At 68.7% G+C, this 14,142-nt stretch carries 11 protein-coding genes; 2 read left to right on the top strand and 9 right to left on the bottom strand.

Annotated elements, in window-relative coordinates; translation table 11 throughout:
• Positions 1 to 5: 5 nt before the first annotated feature.
• The 6 genes from DDE10_RS08725 to DDE10_RS08700 all read right to left on the bottom strand — a co-directional run bounded on the left by DDE10_RS08725 (position 6) and on the right by DDE10_RS08700 (position 9,016).
• Positions 6 to 890, bottom strand: coding sequence for a LysR family transcriptional regulator (locus DDE10_RS08725; RefSeq protein WP_114952386.1), 885 nt, complete (start codon positions 888 to 890; stop codon positions 6 to 8).
• An 83-nt stretch (positions 891 to 973) separates the two neighbouring features.
• Complete coding sequence (locus DDE10_RS08720) at positions 974 to 2,698, bottom strand: carboxylesterase/lipase family protein (RefSeq protein ID WP_284734532.1); 1,725 nt, start codon at positions 2,696 to 2,698, stop codon at positions 974 to 976.
• Positions 2,674 to 3,378 (bottom strand): TetR/AcrR family transcriptional regulator, encoded by a 705-nt coding sequence (locus DDE10_RS08715; protein ID WP_114952384.1) that lies wholly within the window; start codon positions 3,376 to 3,378, stop codon positions 2,674 to 2,676. Before DDE10_RS08715 ends, DDE10_RS08720 begins: the two co-directional genes overlap by 25 nt.
• Before the next feature lie 56 nt (positions 3,379 to 3,434).
• Positions 3,435 to 5,021 (bottom strand): AMP-binding protein, encoded by a 1,587-nt coding sequence (locus DDE10_RS08710; RefSeq protein ID WP_114952383.1) that lies wholly within the window; start codon positions 5,019 to 5,021, stop codon positions 3,435 to 3,437.
• Positions 5,018 to 6,652 carry a carboxylesterase/lipase family protein gene (locus tag DDE10_RS08705; RefSeq protein WP_349356535.1) on the bottom strand — a complete coding sequence of 545 codons (1,635 nt, stop codon included), beginning with the start codon at positions 6,650 to 6,652 and terminating at the stop codon, positions 5,018 to 5,020. The genes DDE10_RS08710 and DDE10_RS08705 overlap by 4 nt, the downstream gene beginning before the upstream one ends.
• Before the next feature lie 51 nt (positions 6,653 to 6,703).
• Positions 6,704 to 9,016, bottom strand: coding sequence for a TonB-dependent receptor (locus DDE10_RS08700; protein ID WP_114952382.1), 2,313 nt, complete (start codon positions 9,014 to 9,016; stop codon positions 6,704 to 6,706).
• Positions 9,017 to 9,440: 424 nt separating this feature from the next.
• Here DDE10_RS08700 and DDE10_RS08695 point away from each other — a divergent pair, with 424 nt between their 5' ends.
• The gene (locus DDE10_RS08695; RefSeq protein WP_114952381.1) at positions 9,441 to 10,685 is read left to right on the top strand and encodes a flavin monoamine oxidase family protein; all 1,245 of its coding nucleotides are present in this window, start codon (positions 9,441 to 9,443) and stop codon (positions 10,683 to 10,685) included.
• A 3-nt stretch (positions 10,686 to 10,688) separates the two neighbouring features.
• On the opposite strand, the gene DDE10_RS08690 is transcribed toward DDE10_RS08695, so the two are convergent.
• Both DDE10_RS08690 and DDE10_RS08685 read right to left on the bottom strand, forming a co-directional pair.
• Entirely contained in the window at positions 10,689 to 11,483 is a 795-nt protein-coding gene (locus DDE10_RS08690) for an NIPSNAP family protein (protein WP_284734531.1), read from the bottom strand.
• Positions 11,483 to 11,968, bottom strand: coding sequence for a DUF1579 domain-containing protein (locus DDE10_RS08685; RefSeq protein WP_114952380.1), 486 nt, complete (start codon positions 11,966 to 11,968; stop codon positions 11,483 to 11,485). Before DDE10_RS08685 ends, DDE10_RS08690 begins: the two co-directional genes overlap by 1 nt.
• An 88-nt stretch (positions 11,969 to 12,056) precedes the next feature.
• On the opposite strand from DDE10_RS08685, the gene DDE10_RS08680 reads away from it, so the two are divergent.
• Positions 12,057 to 13,019, top strand: a complete 963-nt coding sequence (locus DDE10_RS08680) for a helix-turn-helix transcriptional regulator (protein WP_114952379.1) — start codon at positions 12,057 to 12,059, stop codon at positions 13,017 to 13,019.
• Between the two features lie 32 nt (positions 13,020 to 13,051).
• Here the strand turns inward: DDE10_RS08680 and DDE10_RS08675 are convergent, their stop codons facing one another.
• On the bottom strand, positions 13,052 to 14,140 hold the full coding sequence (locus DDE10_RS08675; RefSeq protein ID WP_114952378.1) for a sensor histidine kinase: 1,089 nt from the start codon (positions 14,138 to 14,140) through the stop codon (positions 13,052 to 13,054).
• Positions 14,141 to 14,142 lie beyond the last annotated feature (2 nt).

Raw genomic sequence — 14,142 nt, 5'->3', positions numbered from 1 at the left:
CGACGCTATGGAGCGTCGAGCACCTGCTTCAGCGTCTTCAGGAACTCGGTGGCCAGCGCACCGAGCGGACGGTTGATCAGGAACATGGCGTGGATATCGAAGGTGACCCGCGGCTTGAGCGGCCGCATGGCGAGCCCCGGCGCAAGGCAGGCCTGGGCGGTGAAGCTGTCGACAACGGTCATGCCGACGCCCTGCCGGACGAGCGCGCCGGCAATATAGAAGGTGCGGGCGGAAACCACCTCGTCCAGTTCGAGGTCGAGGCGCTGCAGCTCCTCGGTGAAGAGACGGCCGGTCGGGCCGCTCGCGGCGAGGCTGATGAAGCGCTGCCCCTGCAGCCGGTGCAGTTCGATGCAGGGCGGCGCGTCCGGCATGTCCTGCTCCCGATAGAGGACCACGAGCTCGCCCTCGCCTATCCAGCGCTGCACGATCGGCGCCGCCGGGGGCACCTCGTAGGCGATGGCGATGTCGGTCTCGCGCTCGTGCAGCTTGCGAAGCAGATCGTCGTGATGGACGGTCTGGAGGTCGAACTTAACATTCTCATGCGTGCGCAGGAAATTCGCGACGGCGGTGGGGATGGCATCGAGCGCCAATGACGGCAGCGCCGAAATGCGCAGCGTGCCGCCGCTGCCGCGGCGGAGATTGCGCCCCGCCTCGCGAAGCGCATGCACCCGATCCTGGATCTCTCGGACTTCGGCGAACAGGGTGTGCGCATCCTCGGTCGGCACCAGCCCTCCATTGGTGCGCCTGAACAGCTGGAATCCGAGCAGGCTCTCCGCATGGCGAAGCATCTTCGATACCGACGGCTGCGACACGTTGAGTGCGCGGGCGGCGCCGCTCACCGAGCCGTTGACATAGACGGCGTGGAAGATCTCGATGTGGCGAAGATTCATTCCGGAGATACGTCCTCAAGCGAGCTGAACACGACGCGGCTGCGCGCGCCGGGCGCGACTATGCCCCGCCGGCGGCCGATCGGCTAGCGGGACGTCGGTTCCGACGAATTGCGCGGTAGCGGCGCGGCCACGCCGACATTGGCGAACCACGGCTCGCCGGCTCGGCGCCTGGCCGCGACCCAGGCCTCCTGAAGCTCGAACATTCCGGGAAGGAGGTCCGCTTCGGCCGTCGGCCGCTCGGCGAAACGCATGTAGGCGCCGCGGCCCGAATAAGGCGGCCAATGCGGCCGGCCGGCGCCGTTCGGCGTGCCGCCCGTCGCGAATGCGATCCAGTATTCCAGCATGGTCTCCGAAAGAGATTCTTCCGCCGCGCCGGCCGGCCGCGGCCAGTTGGGCGGAAGCGCGACTTCGCGGCCGACATGCCCGAAGACGAAAGGCAGCTCCGCGGCATGGAAGGCGCACAGGCCTCGCGCGCGGGCAGCGGGATCGCAATAATCGAAGAGATAGAGATAGGCGCCCTGCCCGGCCGCCGCCTGCCCCGCGACGAGGCGCTCCGCCGCCCAGCCATAGATGGAGTCGCGGAGGGTCGCGAGCATGCTCTCGCCGATATCGCTCGCCGGGTAGAGCCGGAGAAAGTCCGGCGCGAGAGGGCCGTAGCGGCGGACGATCTTCGCTTCGTAGGTGGCCGGGTCCGCCGGCGCCGGGGGCAGAAAGCCGCGTTGGGAGCGAAGCTCACCGCTGTTGAACCCGGCGAGCAGCGGCACGAGCGCCTGCCGACGGGCGTCCAACGTCTCGACGATCTGCTCGGTCAGCGCCCACCCGTCGATCGTCCCCTGCGCGACGAAGCGCGCCGCGCCCGCGGCTTCGGTCAAGACGCGTGCATCCATGGTCCGCAGCGCCTCGATGCCGGAGGAGCCCACGGCAGCCGCCAGCGCCTCCCCGCTCGCTTCGGCCGGCGGGAGGCCGAACGCCCGCGTCTTCAGCTGCGGAAAGGACCGGATATTGGGGCTTTGCGCGATCGCCCGTTGGAAGAGCCCGCGCGCCAGCGGGCTGGCCAGGAGATAGGCGACGCTGAGCGCGCCGGCGGATTCGCCCATGATCGTCACGCGGCCCGGATCGCCGCCGAAGGCCGCGATATTGTCGCGCACCCAGCGCAGCGCCGCGATCTGGTCGAGCAGCCCGTAATTGCCCGAGACGCCGGCCGATGATTCGGCGCTCAGATCCCGATGAGCGAGCCAGCCGAGCACACCGAGGCGATAGTTGATCGAGACGAAGACGATCCCGCGCCGAGCGAAATTGGCGCCGTCGAACAGGGGCTCGGCACTGCCGCCGATGCGAAGCGAGCCGCCGTGGATCCAGACGATGACCGGCGCCGATACCGCCTGCTCCGTCGTCCACACGTTGAGCGTCAGGCAGTCCTCGCTCATCGCGGCCGGCGGATCGAAATAGAGGCTGTCGGCCGGCACCGGCGGCTGGACGCAACTCGGACCGAAGGCGGCGGCGTCGCGCAGTCCTCGCCAGTCGGCCGGCGGGGCCGGCGGCTGCCACCGGCGATCGCCGACGGGAGGCAAGGCATAGGGAATGCCCCTGAAGACGTGCAGGTCATGCTCGATCGTGCCGGCCAGTCGCCCCTGCGCCACCGCGACGATCGGTCGCTCGGCGGCGCAAGCTGGCGCGCCGTTCGCGGCGAGAAGCAGCCAGCCTGCGAGCATCCCGAGACGGATCGCGTGGCGCCCGGATCTCCGGCTCCGCTCCGGCGGCGTCGGTCGCGGCGACGATCGCATCAGGCTCGTGGCGAGGCTCGGCACGACCTCAGCGGCTGGCAGATGGTCCGGAAGCCGGCGGCCATGAACCGGGCCATGCGCTTCTTGACGGCGGCGTAATCGTCCGACTTGCACAATCCCCCCGACAGCCTGTCGATGCGGCCGGTGCGGGCGAGGGTCAGCATCAGGGCGCCGGTGACGAAATGATAGCCCCAGAAGATGTCCTCCTCCGACGCCTCCGGAAGCGCCTTCCTGAGCAGCCCGATCAGCCGGAGCACGACCGGATCGAAATATTTGTCCATGAGCACGGCGCCCTCGGGGCCGTTGGAGGCGAGGGCGCCGAAGGCGCCGTAATTCTTCCAGCCCTCGCCGCCCTCGATGTAGAGGTCGAGATCGGTGTCGAGGAAGGCGTGCAGCGCGCCCTCGACGTCCGGCTTCCCGCCCGTGGCCGCGTCATAGTCGTCGAGCGCCCGCATCCGCCGCTCGATGGTCACGCCGGCGCGCCGGCCGAAGACCGAATCGAACAGCTTCTGCTTGTCCTCGAAATAGTAATTGAGGAGCGTGTGGTGGACGCCCACCCGCTTGGCGACGTCCTTCAGGGTAACCCCGTGCAGGCCGTGCTTGGAGAAAAGATATTCGGCGGCGTCGAGAATCTGCTCGGTCGTCTCGGCCCGGCGCTCCGCCTTGGTCGCGCGGACCCGGCGGCTGGTGCTGGCTGTTGGCACTCTCAAACCCTGCGATTCCCGATGGGGGGGTCGGACCGGCGACGCGGCCGCTTCGCTCAGCCTCCGCCAAACTCCGACCTCAGCCGCATCTTGTCGATCTTGCCGGTCGATGCCAACGGCATATCGGGAAGCCGGATCACCGCTTCCGGGATCCACCAGGGCGCGACCCGGCCCCGCAACGGGTCGAGCAGCATTTCGTCGCTGATATCGGCCCCGTTGCGTAGCTCGACGAGCAGGATCGGCCTTTCTCCCCATTTCGGATCCGCCCGGCCGACCACCGCGGCCAGCGAGACTTGCGGCAGCGCGCCGACGATCGCCTCGATCTCGCTCGGATTGATCCATTCGCCGCCCGACTTGATCAGGTCCTTGGCGCGGCCGGTGATGGTGAGATTGCCGTCGGCGTCGATCCGGGCGAGATCGCCCGTGTCGAACCAGCCGTCGCGCGTCGCCGGCTCGCGCTCGCCGAAATAGCGCTCGACCACCGTCGGCCCGCGCACGTGCAGCCGGCCCTCGACCTCGCGCTGCTCGGGCAGCGGCCTCCCCTGGCCGTCCGCGAGCATCAGATCGACGCCGATGGCGGGGCGCCCGGACTGCGACGCCTTGCGATCGGGCGCGCCCGGCGGCGAGGCGGTGCCCAGGGGCGAAAGCTCGGTCATGCCCCAGGTGGTCTGCACGGCGATGCCGCGATCCTCCAGCCGCTGCATGAGGGTCGGCGGCATCGGCGAGCCGCCGACCATGATCCGGCGCAGCGACGGCAGCTCCAGGCCGGTACGCTCGACATGATCCATAAGGCCCAGCCAGACGGTGGGAACGCCGACCCCGATCGTCACCCCCTCGCTCGCAATCAGCCCGGCGAGGCTGGCGCCATCGGCCTGGCGGCCGGGCAGGACGAGCTTGCCGCCCGCGGCCGGCACCGCGAAGGGGAGGCCCCAGGCATTGGCATGGAACATGGGGACGACTGTAAGGACGGAATCCCGCGCGGTGATACCGGCGACGTCCGCCTGCAATTGCCGCAGCGTGTGCAGATAATTGCCCCGATGCGTGTAGGTGACGCCCTTGGGCGCACCGGTCGTGCCGGAGGTGAAGCACAGGCCGCAAGGCGCCTTTTCCTCGAAGCCGCCCCATTCGATCTCCTCGAGATCGGCGGCGACGGCGTCTTCCATCGTGATGACGGCAACTCGCTCCGCGATCGGCGCCATCGCTTCCGCCGATCCATCGATGACGACGACATGGGCGACGGACGGCGCCTGCGCGAGGATTTCGCGCGCCAGTGGCATGAGGTCTTGGCTGACGAACAGGATTCGGGCCTGCGACCGCGCCAGCATCTCGGCGCTCTGCGCGGCGAGGAGGCGCGGATTGAGAGTGTGACACACCGCGCCCATTCCCATGATCGCGTACCAGGCCTCGAGATGCGCCTGCGTGTTCCAGGCGAGGGTCGCCACCCGGTCGCCCTGGACCACGCTCAGGCGGGCGAGGGCGGCGGAGACGCGGCGCGCGCGCGCCAGCAGGTCCGGATAGGTGACCCGATCGGCACCGTCGTCTCCCCTACCGGTGACGACCTCGCCGCGCGGATGCCATTTGGCGGCGTGAAGGAGGAACTTGTCTACCGTAAGTGCGAAATGCTGCATGCTGCCGAGCGTCATCGGCACCCCGGCGCCCGCGGCGGCAAGGGCGGCGCAATCACGCCGACATTCCAGGTCCAGCCGACATTTCCGGCGCGACGGCGGCAGACGACCTCTTCGTGCAGCTCGTAGTGGCCGGGCAGCGGGTCGGTCCGCGCCTCCGGGGTTTCCGCGATATGGAGATAGGCCTGGCCGTCGTCATAAGGCCGCCAATCCGGCTGGCCCGCCGCGCTCGGCCGGCCGGTCCGCGCGAACGACGCCCAATATCCGGTCATGGCGCGGGAAAGGCGCTCTTCCGTCTCCGTCGGCGGAATCTGAGGCCAGTCGGGCGCCGTCCGTCGGATCGTGCCGAAGACATAGGGCAGCTCGCTGGCGTGAAAGGCATGGAGCCCGGCCTCGTCGGCAGCCGGGTAGCCATGGTCGAACAGATAGAGAAAGCCGGGCTGTCCGATCGCGGTCTGCCGCGCCGCGAGCCGCTCGGCGGTCCAGCCGTACATGGCGTCGCGGGTCGTCGCGAGCATGCTCTCCTCGATCCGGTCGGACGGGTAGAGACCGAGGAACCGGTCGGCGAGGTCGCCATAGCCGGCGCGGATCGCCGACTCATAGGCTTCGGCATCCGCAGGCGGCGGCGGAAGCAGGACCCGAAGCGAGCGGATCTCGCCTTCGTTGAAGCCGGCGAGGATGGGGACCGGCGCCTGCTCGCCGCGGTCGAAAATGTCCACGAGCTGACGCGGCAGGACCCGGCCGTCGATCGTCCCCCAGGGGATGTAGCCGGCACGGACGGCGGCCTCGGTCAGCGTCTGCGCATCCGTCGCGCGCAGGTCGGCGAGGCTGCCCGCCTCGAGCTGCCCCTGGAGCCAAGTTCCGACCGCCTCGGCGGAAGGTGCGCCGAACCGCGCCTCGCGCAGCTCCGGCGTGGACAGCATGTAGGCGCTCTGCGCGATCGCGCGCTGGAAAAGGCCGCGGGCGTCCGGTGAGGCCATCAGGTACATGACGCTGAGCGCGCCGGCGGATTCCCCGGCGATCGTCACTTGCGCGGGGTCGCCGCCGAACGCCGCGATATTGCGATTGATCCAGCGCAAGGCGGCGATCTGGTCGAGCAGTCCGTAATTGCCGGAGATCCGTTCGTCGGACTCGGCGCTCAGCTCCGGATGGGCGAGATAACCGAGCACGCCGACCCGATAATTGATCGAGACGACCACCAGGCCCTGGCGAGCGAGAGCGGCGCCGTCATACATGGAAAGACGGCTCGCCCCCGACGTGAGGGCGCCGCCATAGATCCAGACGAAGACCGGCGCCCCTTCGGCGCGCTCCGGAGCCCAGACATTGAGGGTCAGGCAGTCCTCGCTCGTCGGACCGACATCGTCCGCATAGATACTGGGCGCGCGCCGAACGGGCTGGATGCAGGAAGCGCCGAAGCGGGTGCCGTCGCGTACCCCTTCCCACCGTGGCAGCTCGGCCGGGGGCTGCCACCGCCTGTCGCCCACAGGAGGTTGGGCGAAGGGCAGGCCCAGGAAGACCCGCAGCCCGTCTTCCATCGTGCCGCGTACCGCACCGGCCGGCGCTTCGACGACGGGCGGCTCGGTCGCGCCGGCCGGAACGGCGACGCATGCCGCCAGCACCAGCGCCAACCCACGGACGAACGACATCATCGGACCGATACTCCGCTGCCAACGCCGTCGACCGCCCGAAGCGGATGCCGGCTAGAATTCATAGCCCGCGCGGATGCCCACGGTGCGCGGACGCAGCCGGGCGTAGCGGGCATCGAGGAAGGCTTCGGGGTGGACGTAGGTGACCGACTTGTCGTCGAACAGGTTCTCGACATAGGCCGTGAGGTTCAACCGGCCGAGATTGACCCCGGCATAGAGGTTCACGTTCGTCCAGGCGTCGGTGAAGTCGTAGGTCGGACTGACCACCCCGGGCCGTCCCGGCACGTTCGGGAACTGGTTCGGGAAGGAACCGGCGTGGGAGACGTTCACGGCGCCATAGGCGTTGGTGCCCGAAGCGACCGCGAAGTCGTAACGCACGGTCCCCGAACCCTGGAAATGCGGCGAGGCGAGCCGCGTCCCGATGACTGCCCCCGAGATCGCCGCCTCCGACGCGGTGAGATCGGTGACCATCGCCTCGTTCCAGGATCCATTGAGCGAGACGCTGAGGCCGGCGAACGGCCGCGCCGCCACCTCGAACTCGACGCCGTAGCTTTCCGCGCCGCCGATATTGGTGGCGAACTGGATCTGATCCGACAGGCGGTTCGCCTGCACCTGGATGTCGCGCCAGGTGATGAAATAGGCGGCGACGTTGGCGGTGAGCGCGCCGCCGAGCCAGCGCCCTTTCACGCCCACTTCGTAATTGGTCAGCTGGTCGGAATCGGCGCCGTCCGGAATGACGATGTCGGTCGGATCGAGGGTGCTGACCAGGCCGGCGCGGGCGTTGACCACCGGCGGGCGAAAGCCGGTCGCCACGGTCGCATAGGTGGTGACGCTGGGCACGGGGCGCCAGGACAGGCTCGCCTTCCAGGAGATGCGGTCGTCCTCGACGCGCAGGCCCGTCGCCGCCGGGACCGGCGTGACCGTCAGCGGGATGTTCGAGAAGCCGCCGAGCGCGACGCCCAGATAATTGCTGTTATAGCCCCCGGCCCGCGTGAAGGACTGGACCGTAGTGTTGCCGTAGCGCAGGCCGCCCGTCACCCACAGATCGTCGGTGAAGCGGAAGGTAGCCTCGCCGAAGCCGGCCATCTCGCTGATGTCGGTATAGCTGTTGAACCGCTGATAATATTCGTCCGGCAATCCGGTCAGGCCCCGCGCGGCGAGGAATTCGGGCGACGAGCGGTAGTTGAAGTCGACCGATCGCCGCTTGTCGAAATAGAAGAAGCCGACCGTCCAGTCGAAGCGTCCGCCGGGCTGGGAGACGAGGCGCGCCTCCTCGACAAAGAGATCGTCATAGGCCAGCGCGTCGAGAGCGAAGGGGATGAGCTGCGCAAACGTCCCGGCCAAGTCGACGATGAAGGTCTGATCGAAGGTGGAGAGGGTCGTGGAGCTGATGAGCTCGGCGAAGTCGAGGTCCCAGTTGACCGTCACATTGTAGTTGGCGAGCTCGCCCTGGAACAGGTCCGGCCGGTCCGACCGCCGCACGAAGGTGCCGAGATTGGGATTGGTGAGCGCCGAATCCGCCGGCTCGCTCTTTTCGTAGGAGGCGAGAAGCCGGACCGAGAGCCGGTCGCTGGCCCGCATCAGCAGCATGGCGCGGCCGCCATAGGCCTCCAGGCTGTTCGAATCGTCGATGCCGGTGCCGATATTGTCGACCCAGCCGTCCTCGTTCCGGTAGTAGCCGGTCGCGCGAAAGGCGATGTTGTCGTCGACCACCGGAATGTTGACCATCGCATTGTAGCGCTGGCGCAGGGCATCCGAGCCGGTCAGGCCGATATCGACAAGGGCGGACGCCTGGAACTCGTTGAGGTCGGGGCTGCGGGTGATGATGCGCATGGCGCCGGCGAGCGAGCTCGAACCGAACAGGGTCCCCTGCGGGCCGCGCAGGAACTCGACACGCTCGACATCGTACAGGTTCGGGTCGAGGATGGTCGAGTTGCCGTTGGCGGAAATCGGCAGCTCGTCGACATAGATCGCCACCGCGCTCTGGAGGCCGGCGCTATAGCCGTTGGTATTGATGCCGCGGGCCGTGAAATTGTTGAAGTTCTGGGTCGGCCGGTTGATCACCACGCCCGGCGTATTCTGGGCGATGCCCTCATAGCCGACGATGCCGAGCTCGGTGAGTTCCTCCTGGCTGAAGGCGGTGACGCTGAGCGGCACGTCCTGGAGGCGTTCCGCGCGGCGGGTGGCCGTGACGATGATGGCCTGGTCGTCGCCGGCGCCGGCCCGCGCCGCGGAGCGGGAGGTCTCCTCGGCCGCCTCCCCGGACTGAACGGTCTCGGCCTCGCTCGAGCTGGCTTGAGCCGAGGCTGCGGCCGGCAAACAGACGGCGGCAACGGCCGAGACGGATGCAAGAAGCTTGGCCTTCATGCGACGATCCTCCCTTTGCGAGCGCATCGTTGGCGCCCTTCTTTTTCTGCAGTCTTAGCCGAGCGAGGTGCCTTGTCAACACTCACTATCGTGCGTGTGAGTGAAATCGACGGCGGTTCGGCTATTCCCCGCGTTTCCGCCACAAACCCGCCCTCATTGCGCGATAGCGGCCCGCCCGAGGAGGCGGCTCAGCGTCCGGGAAAGGGGCATCAGCGATGAAAACGAGGCGCGACAGGTCGGTGGCCACATGGGCGGCGGCGGCGTTCGTGACCACGCTGCTGATCATCGCCACGCTGTCCCGCCCAGCCCTATTCTGAGACGCCGCCAGGCGCTCCCCTCCCGGTCGTGCGCCCCGGAATGGAAGGGATGAAACGCAGTCGCGACCTCGTTCGCTCAGTCTCTCGCAAGCTGAAGGAGCGGATTGTTGGCGCATTGGCACTCAAATCCTGAGATCGTGGTCATCGGCGCCGGCGCGGCCGGGATCGCCGCAGGGCGGCGGCTGGCCGGCCGTGGCCGCAGCTTCCTGATCGTCGAGGCGAGCGACCGGATCGGCGGCCGGGCCCACACCGTCGAGGTCGCAGGGATGCCGCTGGACCTGGGCTGCGGCTGGCTCCATTCCGCCGATCGCAATCCCTGGACCAGGACGGCCGAGGCCGCCGGGCTGACGGTGGATCGATCGCCTCCGGCGTGGGGGCGGCAGTATCGGGACCTCGGCTTTTCGCGAGAGGAGCAGCGGGCGGCGGCCGAGGCCTGGGAGGCCTTCGATCGCCGGTTGCGCGAGAGTCCTCCGCCGAGCGACCGCGCCAGCGATGCGCTCGAACCGCATGGCGCCTGGAACGCCTATCTGAATGCGCGCAGCACCTATGTGAGCGGGGCGGAGCTCGACCGCATCTCGATCCAAGACATGCTCGCTTACGATGATGCCGACAGCGGCGCCAACTGGCGGCTGCCGGGCGGCTACGGCGCGCTGATCGCGGCCACGGGTTGCGGATTGCCCGTCGCTTTCGGCGCGCCGGTCGAACGGATCGACCGGCACGGCGCGCGCCTGCGCCTGGAGACGCCCAAGGGCGCCTTGTCGGCACAAGCGATCATCGTGACCGTGCCGACCCCACTGCTCTGCGATGGTGGTCTGCGCTTCGATCCGCCGCTCCACGACAAGCTCGAAGCGGCCGAGTCGTTGCCGCTCGGGCTGGCGGACAAGCTGTTCCTCGCGCTCGACGATGCCGAGGATCTCGCGCCGGACTCGCAAGTGATCGGCAATCCCCGCAGCCAGGCCACAGGCAGCTATTATCTGCGGCCGTTCGGGCGGCCGCTGATCGAAGCCTTTTTCGGTGGCGAGCAGGCCCGCACGCTCGAGACCGAGGGCGAAGCCGCCGCGGCGGCCTTCGCTGCCGAGGAGCTGGCCGGGCTGTTCGGCAATGCCTTCGCACGGCGGCTGCGCCCGCTCGCCGCCACGGCCTGGGGGAGCGCGGCCTTCTCCCGCGGATCATACAGCCATGCCTTGCCGGGCCGGGCGGAGGCGCGCGAGCGCCTGGCCGCACCGGTCGAAGGACGGATCTTCTTTGCCGGCGAAGCCTGCTCGCGCGCGGACTATTCGACGGCGCACGGCGCACGGGTGACCGGCATCGCCGCTGCCGAGGCGGCGCTGGCAGCGGTTCCCGGCCAATAACCGCTATCGCAAGGCCGACCGGCTGGTCGGCTGCAGGCGGATCCGTTCCGGCTTTCGGGCGAGCGCCGGCAGAAGCGTTGCGGGCAACCGGTCCCGCCAGCCGGAGATTGACGTCATGCGGGCTTCGAAAGCGGCTTCGGCTTCGGCATCGGACCACCGGCCGAGCCAGGCGAAGACCCGGTCGGAGCGGACCGGCAAGGCGGGAAAATCGTTCGGCGCGGATTCGCTGACGAAGGTCGCGACGATGTCGGCGCCGAGCGCCTCCAGCTGCGGCCGCCGCGATGCCGCGAACCAGGCGGCGAATTCCTCGCCGGAAGAATGGCCGAGGTCGTAGAGGCGCAGGGCGTACATCCCCTCTCTTTCCCTTCCGGCCGAGGCGAAGGCTGCGGGCCGGGACGGGCGCAGAAGAAGGACATTGTCCGAATCCACCATGGTCGCGTTGGCGGCCTGCCGGTGCTCGCGCCAGACCGGGCCGGAATAGAAGGTATCGAGCGCCCGACGGCGCGCCGCCATGTCGGCAAAGCCGCGCAGCCAGACCAGCCGGTCCGGATCGTCCAGGTCGTGGAAGATGCCGAGGATGGCGGCCCCGACGGCTTCCTGGGGCTCGATAAAGGCGCTTTCGAACAGCGCGACGAGCGCGTCGCGCCGCCCTCCGAAGAGCGTATATTGGCGCAGCTCGATCACGCCGATCGCCCGCCGGTCCGGGGAGAGTGCCGGCGCCTGCGCCGCCACCCTATTCATCGCCGGCCCCAGCGAGGCGGCGGCCGCGCCGAGCAGGAACCCACGCCGCCCGAGCATCACCGGACCCTCTCGAAGCGCATGATCCAGTTCACCTCCCAGCTTCGCCCGTCATCGTCGGAGAGCGCCTGCTCCCATCGCGCCTTATCTTCTTCGATCTCCGACCAGATGAAGCGCAGCCTGACCGGTCGCCCTTCGAAAGTGTCGTCGGCAAAGAAGGTGCCGACACCATCTTCGAAGCGGCCGCGGACCGGGACGTCGATGCCGGGATAGCGCTCGTCTGCCCACCAGATCGACCACTGACCCGTGTTCGAGTCCGCCAGGCGGAACGCCGCCGCGCGGTAGGCGCCGGACGGGTCGTCCAGCATATTGTCCTCGATATGGCCCAGTCCGCCCATGACCTCCCAGGCGCGGCAGGTGCCGCCGAATTCCAACCAGTCGTCGCTGCCGGCGAGCCGCTCCCTGAGCTTGCGGTGCCGGACCCGCCACTCCCCGTTCTGGAAGGCGAAGTCGTGGCGGCCCGATACGGCGGGTGGAGAAAGCATGATGGCGGCTCCTGTCGAGGTTGTCGGCAGCGTCTTACGCCGCCAAAGATGACAACTGACGTCAACATTATCGGTCTATGGTTCGGCGATGCGCGCCAGTCGGCTCCTCACCATCCTCAATGCCCTCCAGGTGCGTGGGCGCGTCACCGCGTCGGCCCTGGCCGAGCAGCTCGAAGTGTCGAAGCGGACCATCTACCGCGACATGGACGAACTGAGCGCCTCCGGCGTCCCGGTCTATGCCGATCGCGGCCCCGAGGGCGGCTTCCGCCTGCTCGAAGGCTACCGGACCGACCTGACCGGTCTCACCAGCGAGGAAAGCGACGCCGTGCTGCTCGCGGGACTGCCGATGGCCGCCGCGGACCTCGGCCTGGCCCGGGCGGCCGGAGCGGCGCGGCTCAAGCTGCTGGCGGCGCTGCCTCAGGGCGCCCGCGAGGAGGCCCGGCGGGTGGCGGACCGCTTCCATCTCGATCCAGTCGACTGGTATCGTCGAACGGTGGCCGCGCCCCACCTCGCCACTGCGGCGGCTTCTGTGTGGCAGGCGAAGCGGCTGCGCATCGTCTATGAAAGCTGGAGGGGCGAGAGCGAGCAGCGCGTCGAGCCGCTCGGCCTCGTCCTCAAGGCCGGCAGCTGGTATCTCGCCGCCCGCGCCGGCAGGAAGGTGCGAATCTATCGGCTGTCCAATGTCCGCGACGCCGAGCTTCTCCCTGAAGACGTCGAGCGGCCGGCCGAGTTCGACCTGGCGAAATTCTGGGCGGACGAGGTGGCACGGTTCGAGGCGAGTCTTCGGCGCGAACGGGCTCGGATCAGGCTCTCGGAGCGGGCGTTGTCGCGGCTCGACCGACTTCCCGCCGACATGGCGGCGCCCCTCGCCGAAGCAGCTGCCGACGCGGACGGATGGCGGGAGGCGGAGGTGTGGATCGAAAGCATCGACAATGCCGCCGGCCTCCTGCTCGGCTTCGCCGACGCCGTCGAGGTGGTGACGCCGGCGGCGCTGCGCGAAGCGATCGCCGAACGGGCGACGCGCGTGGTGCAAGTGTATCGCCGGGAATGAGCGCTGTTGCCGGCCGTTCCGCGGTCCGAACGCTACTGGAAGGGAACCCGGATCACCGCCCGGTACCCGCCGGGAAGGGACGCCGTCTCCAAACTGCCGCGCGGACCGTAGCGATTCTCGAGCCGTTGCCGGCTGTTGGCGAGACCGATTCCGGTGCTGGTGCGCGGCCGCGAGCTCTCAGCGACCGGATCGGCCGCGTCGGGCGAGCTGTTCTCGACGGTAAGGACGAGTTCATCGCCTTCGCGCTTCGCCGCGATGGTGACGCTGGCCTCGCCCTTGAGCGCGGAAACCCCATGCTTGATCGCATTCTCGACGAGTGGCTGCAGGATGAAATTGGGCACGTGCGCCGCCCGAAGGTCGGGGCCCAGGACGATGTCGATCGTCAGCCGCTCTCCGAAACGCGCACACTCGATGTCGAGATAGGCTTCGATCATCTCGATCTCCTGCTCGAGCGGCACGTCCTCCATCGGATCCGAATTGAGGGAGGCGCGCAGGAAATCGGACAGGCGGTCGATCATGTGCTCGGCCTCCTGCTTGCGGTCCAGCGTGACGAGGCAGGAGATCGAGTTCAGCGTGTTGAACAGAAAATGGGGGTTGAGCTGGAGCCTGAGCGCAGCCGCCACCGCCTTCGCCGCGGCGGCCTCGGCGGTCGCCGCACGCGCCGCATTCTTCTCGACCGCGCCTGCCAGGCGGGCCGCCCACATCAAGGCCAAGGCGAGGCCAAAGGTCCACAGATAGATGGATCCGACGCTGAACAGGCGCTGCGGCGTGATCGGAAGTGCCCATTCCTGCCATTGCGGCATGAAGGTCAGCGACACCCAGCGCGTCCAATAGACGTCGAACAGGGTCTGGAGCCCTGTCGCCGCCGCGATCGCGACGATCATCGCGACCACCCGGGCGATGACGGGGCGGTCCAGCAGCGAGCGGCGCAGCGAGTCGAGCGCCTGGGTCTGGACGATGCCGAGAAGCAGAGCCGGCAGCGACAGGATGAAGATCGACCAGAGCGACGTTCGGCCGAGGACGAAGGAGATGATGTCGACGAGCGCGAAGCCGAACGTCCAGATGACCAGAGCGACGCCCATGGCGCTCCGGGTGAAGCTGGATCGAATCCGGTCGAGCATCG

It is taken from the genome of Sphingosinicella terrae (genome assembly GCF_003347635.1).
In the GTDB taxonomy this organism is placed as follows: Bacteria; Pseudomonadota; Alphaproteobacteria; order Sphingomonadales; family Sphingomonadaceae; genus Allosphingosinicella; species Allosphingosinicella terrae.
The sequence above is the reverse complement of the archived record's forward strand: the minus strand, read 5'-3'. Positions and strand labels throughout refer to the sequence as shown.

Coding starts and splice junctions, on each gene's coding strand:
- DDE10_RS08710 (WP_114952383.1), bottom strand. CDS start 5,021: ATGACGCTCGGCAGCATGCAGCATTTCGCACTTACGGTAGACAAGTTC.
- DDE10_RS08680 (WP_114952379.1), top strand. CDS start 12,057: ATGCGCGCCAGTCGGCTCCTCACCATCCTCAATGCCCTCCAGGTGCGT.
- DDE10_RS08725 (WP_114952386.1), bottom strand. CDS start 890: ATGAATCTTCGCCACATCGAGATCTTCCACGCCGTCTATGTCAACGGC.
- DDE10_RS08675 (WP_114952378.1), bottom strand. CDS start 14,140: ATGCTCGACCGGATTCGATCCAGCTTCACCCGGAGCGCCATGGGCGTC.
- DDE10_RS08705 (WP_349356535.1), bottom strand. CDS start 6,652: ATGATGTCGTTCGTCCGTGGGTTGGCGCTGGTGCTGGCGGCATGCGTC.
- DDE10_RS08700 (WP_114952382.1), bottom strand. CDS start 9,016: ATGAAGGCCAAGCTTCTTGCATCCGTCTCGGCCGTTGCCGCCGTCTGT.
- DDE10_RS08690 (WP_284734531.1), bottom strand. CDS start 11,483: ATGCTCGGGCGGCGTGGGTTCCTGCTCGGCGCGGCCGCCGCCTCGCTG.
- DDE10_RS08685 (WP_114952380.1), bottom strand. CDS start 11,968: ATGCTTTCTCCACCCGCCGTATCGGGCCGCCACGACTTCGCCTTCCAG.